The following is a 4599-nucleotide window of genomic DNA, read 5'->3' on the forward strand; positions in this document are numbered from 1 at the left end:
CCCCCCGCAGCTTTACGACCACATGGTGTTGTTCGTCGAAGACGACGGACAAACCGTGCGCCATTGCACTGCCTCAGACGATCGGATCCAAAACAAGCGATACTACAACGGGACAGTCAAGGTGACGACACCGTTTGGAGACGTCGAAGAGCGGCTCCCGTTGCAGGGCATCAGAGGCGACATCTTGGCCTACGCGTGGCCCGGGTCGATCACTCAAACGCTGGGCGAAGTATCACAAACAGGCCGCAACACGGCCAACGCCCAGTTCTCCTACGAGACCTTCTATCCAAAAGTCATTGCTGCCGAAGGCCCCACGAAAGTGCCTCTATGGCAGATGGAACCCGCTGAACGCGACAAGCGCACCAGCTACCACGATCCTGAAGCCACACAGAGTGCCATTAACGACAACGACCGCAGTCAACGCGCCTGGCACCCACAGACCCGCCTGCAGGCCGAACCCGCGTGGCGGACAAAGCAGAACCAATGGATTTGGCCCGTGCTGGTCAAACCACACCCGATGCTCGATGCTGCAGTGCGAGACGCGCTGCACGTGGTCGCCGACGCGGCTAAGGACATTCAAGCGCACTATCGGTTTTACGGGTATTCACAGGCCGCGATCGCCGATGATCCCAACTTCAACGCCCCGCCCGACTCTGGTTGGGCGGCGGGAACGATCGCGGGAGTGTGCTCCTCGTTCATATGGGCTGCAGTACAGAACGCCAACGACAAGCTGAGGCTCGCCGGCAAGCCTGTGATCGAACTCGAAGGTGAGCCTGACCCCGGAGACGGGCGTCCGCCAGCAGAAAAAGACGGCATCTATCACTACACCGAAGACGAGCGGCGCGAAGCCGCGAAAGCGCTGCGGAAACACACCTATGACCTTGTAGCCGACCAAGTTCAGGCGAAGATCGACGATCTGCCCGGAATAGTCAAGGCAATACTGAACATCCTCCCCGGTGACACCGCCGATGCGGCTAAAGACGCGCTCGCCACGATCGTCGCAAACCAGCTATGCAACATCTTCGCCTTCGACCACACCGCCGACTTCGCTGAGACATGGACCACCCCGGGCACCGGTGCCGCAGTTAGCCCCGACGACACCCAACTGCGATGGGACGTGAACGCTGACCCGAACACCCTTCCACCATCGCGTGCCGGCAAGATCACCGTGTACGGAACATACACACCGGTCGCCGTGTCAAAAGGCGGATGGGTCGCCGAGCCGATAATCAAGATCCACCCCACCCTGGGTCAGGGAAATCTGTCCGGCCGTGTGTTCAAACGTGATACGCCCGCCGCCCCGCTGCAGCCGGTAGTCGGCGCGACCGTCCGGTTCGGCTGCCAAGTCACCACCAGCAGCGTCATCGCGGAGCAGCGAGGCGTCTACAGATTCGCCAATGTTGCCGCGGGGAACTACCTCTTGCAGGCGTCGATGTTCGTCAAAGATCCGACCGCAGGAACAGCGGTTGAATGGAAATCCGAACCACGACTCGTGTCACTCAATGCTGGGGACAACATCGAAGACCTTGATTTGGAATTGCAGCCGCCGCCAGGGCTGGCACGCCACATCAAGATCGACAGCCACTTCGACATCGTCGATAAGGTCGTCGTCGGCGACGACCGCTGGGGGCACTTCAATCCCACTGCGGAACTCGACTTGGCTTGGGATCCGCGCGATGATCCCGCCCTGCCAGCAGATCAGCGCAACACCAAGCTGGACGGCTCCATACCCCCGATGGTTACCCCAGAGGTGGGCAGCGGTGTGCACGTTCGCGTCGAAGTAAAAGGCAAACTGAAGCAGACGAATATGGCCGGGACCCCGTACGACGGCACAGTCGTTGTCGATACGACGCTGACGTTCTATGACTCCGGAGAAGGAGAAGTCAACGCCGTGGTGTCTGACCCTGGTCGCGAGTTGGCTACCGGGCAGAGCTACGAGATGCCGATCCACCTTGAAAGCGACGACACGGTGCCAGAACGGGCGTCGGGATGGGTACGCATTACCAACATCTTCGCTGCTCTTCCCTGACTGGTCGGCCGCCTCGGCCAACTATTTGGGCCGCCGGGTCAGAACAGCGTGGTTCTGGTTTCCGTGTTCGGTCCTGCAGACATTCAGCCCGGAGAATCGCGTCAGCCAAGCCGAATTCGTCTCCCAACGCAGCGCCCACAGCGCACCGGCAGACGAACACGCCGCCTGCAACATCGTCAGGCCTGGATTGGCCCTACACGCCGCAACCGCAACATAATAGAAGCCGACGGCTTCAGCCGTCGGAGAAGTTGCCGTCGTACCTATCGTGGACTCTGGTCGCCGGCGTTTGCTGCCGCAACTTCGTTTCAAACTCCGCCATGAGATGGACATATCGGGTCGCCGACCCCGAGGTCTCGCCCGTCCCCGTCGCGGCTGACTGACGCGTGCATCTTCCTCCCTGCGTGCGAGGCTCCGGTGTCCGGCTGTTCACGGTATAGCGCATGCCGGATTAGGGCCAGGCGACGGGAGGGCAGACGCCGGACCAGGTCGGCCGGCTGTTTGCCACCCCAGGGGGCTACCCCCTGCCCCGGCCTCTAGACCGGACGTCTCACCACCAGCCGTGGGTTCTGAGCTATCACACACCATCGTTCGCAGCTGGAAGCGAGTGGCTGCCGCTCACCCGTGGACGCTGCTTAAAAGGGCCGTGGGTCGCCTATCCGATAGCCAACGGCATTCGCGAAGCACTGTGCCAGACGTTGGTTGCCGAGGGTGCGAGCGGTCTGCGTAACGATCACTGGCACAAACGGTTTCGCGTTCTCCGCGAGATCACCCTCAAGCTCAGCGCAGACTTGATATGGCGAGTGGAACAGCAGATGGCTTGGGTTCGTGTCGTAGGCATCAAAATGCCCGAAGCGGTACGAATTCACGGTGTGGAAGTAGTAGTAATCGCATTGGCCGTTGGCGCAGCCGCCGATGTGGTTGGTTTGGAAACCATGTTTGTACTGCCAATGGTGCCACGACTCGTGGAGCATCACCGACGCGCGGTTGCCGGCGGAATCGGAGATTGAACCGAGATTGAACAACGGGCAGTGCAGATTCGTTCTGTCTTCAGCGGCAAATCGCCCGGTTTCTGAATCTGCTTCAGCTGCGCCGTTGTATTGGATGAATCGCTGGTAGAAATTGCCGTGGAACTGATTGTCAGCGGCCCGGGCAGAGTTCTCGTAGTCCATGGCCGAATGCCACTGGGACTCAAAGTTGTCCGTGAGACAGTACCCAATGAGGAAGGCGCTGTTCACGACCTTGGCGAAGGGCAGCGCGACGTTGCAAGCGTCAGAAATGCCAGCGGGGTTCCATGAGTCGTCAGTAAGTTGATACGCCTGCCACACCCACATATACAGGTCGCGCCAACATCCATAGAGAGCCTGCACTGCGGCTTCCTCGAGGTTGCTGCCGTCATTACACATCTCTGTTCTCCTGGTCCAGTGTTTCGGGCGTCCGCCGTGGTGGCGGCGGCTCCGCCGTGGGGTGATTTGGGGCTTGTGCCGGTTGAGGAGGCCGTTCATCGGGATTCTGCTCGTAAAAAGCCAAGACTCGCTGGTCAAATTCGTCTGACTGCATGTCACCCAAAAACCGTGGTAGCCCAACAAACTTTCGGTCTTGCGGCCGCACGATCTCCAGCAATTGCTCGACCGCCTCAGGTGAGTCACCGTGGTTGTACAGGTGTGCGTCTATCGAGGCAATCCTGACAGCCTGATCGGGATGCTCCGCCGCCAAACGGAGCGTGGCAGCGTCGGCCTCTTCGGTGCCATGGAACGACAACATCTCGGCTGCACGGGCTTGAAGCGCTCCCCTTGGGTCGAGAAAGGAACTCTTGTCCCCGTCCAGGGGGTCGGCTAGCTCCTCATCGGCACGCAGGACCATCGGTTCAGTCGACCAAGCAAACGCTTCCAGCCGCTCAACGGCGCGAGCGTCCCTCATCTCACCGATCGTGGCCAGCAACATCAGATGGCGACCTACATCCAGGACAGGCACGCGTTCGAGAGCGTCAAGCAGCGCATCAGTCAACGCCTGGTCAGTTTTTCCGCGAGCGACTGTCTCGCAGATGATGCTGGTCTCCGTGTGAGGGACACTCGCTGCCCAAGCGAGGAACTCTTCCAATGCATTGCGTTTGAGGGCAACCGGCGCGGTCTTGTGCTTGGGGACAGCACTTCGAGTTCGCGGTCGCGGCGCATATTTCGGGTCCGATTCACGGCTACGTGGCTGTTGCTCACTCATGACAGCAACCTAGGACCGATTTCTCCATGATCCGTAAGTAGTCGACTACTTCGCTTTTCCCGCCGCCGCCCCCGCAGACCTTCCAGGCCGGACATACACCAATTTCACCGCGTTGTAATTTCTAACAGTGGAATACTCGACCGTGGACATCCCGGACTCGTCCACCGCCAGCAACATGACCCGTGCTTTCAATGCCTGAAACCGGTTGGCTGTCTTCATATTTCCCTTGACTATTATCCCAGACAGCGCTCGCTGGCGCCGTCACAACGAGCCCGACTGCAGTACGTCACCGGCCAGCCCCGCGACGACCGGGATGATGCCCAGGCACACGAATGCGGGCAGGAAACACAGGCCCA

At 60.1% G+C, this 4599-nt stretch carries 3 protein-coding genes and 1 pseudogene; 1 reads left to right on the top strand and 3 read right to left on the bottom strand.

All coding sequences use genetic code 11. The features are described from left to right. Window positions 1-2029 (top strand): carboxypeptidase-like regulatory domain-containing protein (locus WAN02_RS11485; RefSeq protein WP_422264292.1); only part of this gene is annotated, 2029 nt, incomplete at its 5' end. Window positions 2030-2661: 632 nt separating this feature from the next. On the opposite strand, the gene WAN02_RS11490 is transcribed toward WAN02_RS11485, so the two are convergent. From WAN02_RS11490 to WAN02_RS11500, 3 genes and pseudogenes are all read right to left on the bottom strand, one after another. Continuing rightward, the gene (locus WAN02_RS11490; protein WP_422264293.1) at window positions 2662-3432 is read right to left on the bottom strand and encodes a hypothetical protein; all 771 of its coding nucleotides are present in this window, start codon (window positions 3430-3432) and stop codon (window positions 2662-2664) included. Next, a complete protein-coding gene (locus tag WAN02_RS11495; protein ID WP_422264294.1) occupies window positions 3425-4243 on the bottom strand; it encodes a hypothetical protein in 819 nt (272 codons plus the stop codon). Before WAN02_RS11495 ends, WAN02_RS11490 begins: the two co-directional genes overlap by 8 nt. 261 nt (window positions 4244-4504) lie before the next feature. Then, a pseudogene (locus WAN02_RS11500) lies at window positions 4505-4599 on the bottom strand (type II secretion system F family protein); the annotation flags it as partial.

Origin of the sequence: Mycobacterium sp. (assembly GCF_049281135.1) — a bacterium.
In the GTDB taxonomy this organism is placed as follows: domain Bacteria; phylum Actinomycetota; class Actinomycetes; order Mycobacteriales; family Mycobacteriaceae; genus Mycobacterium.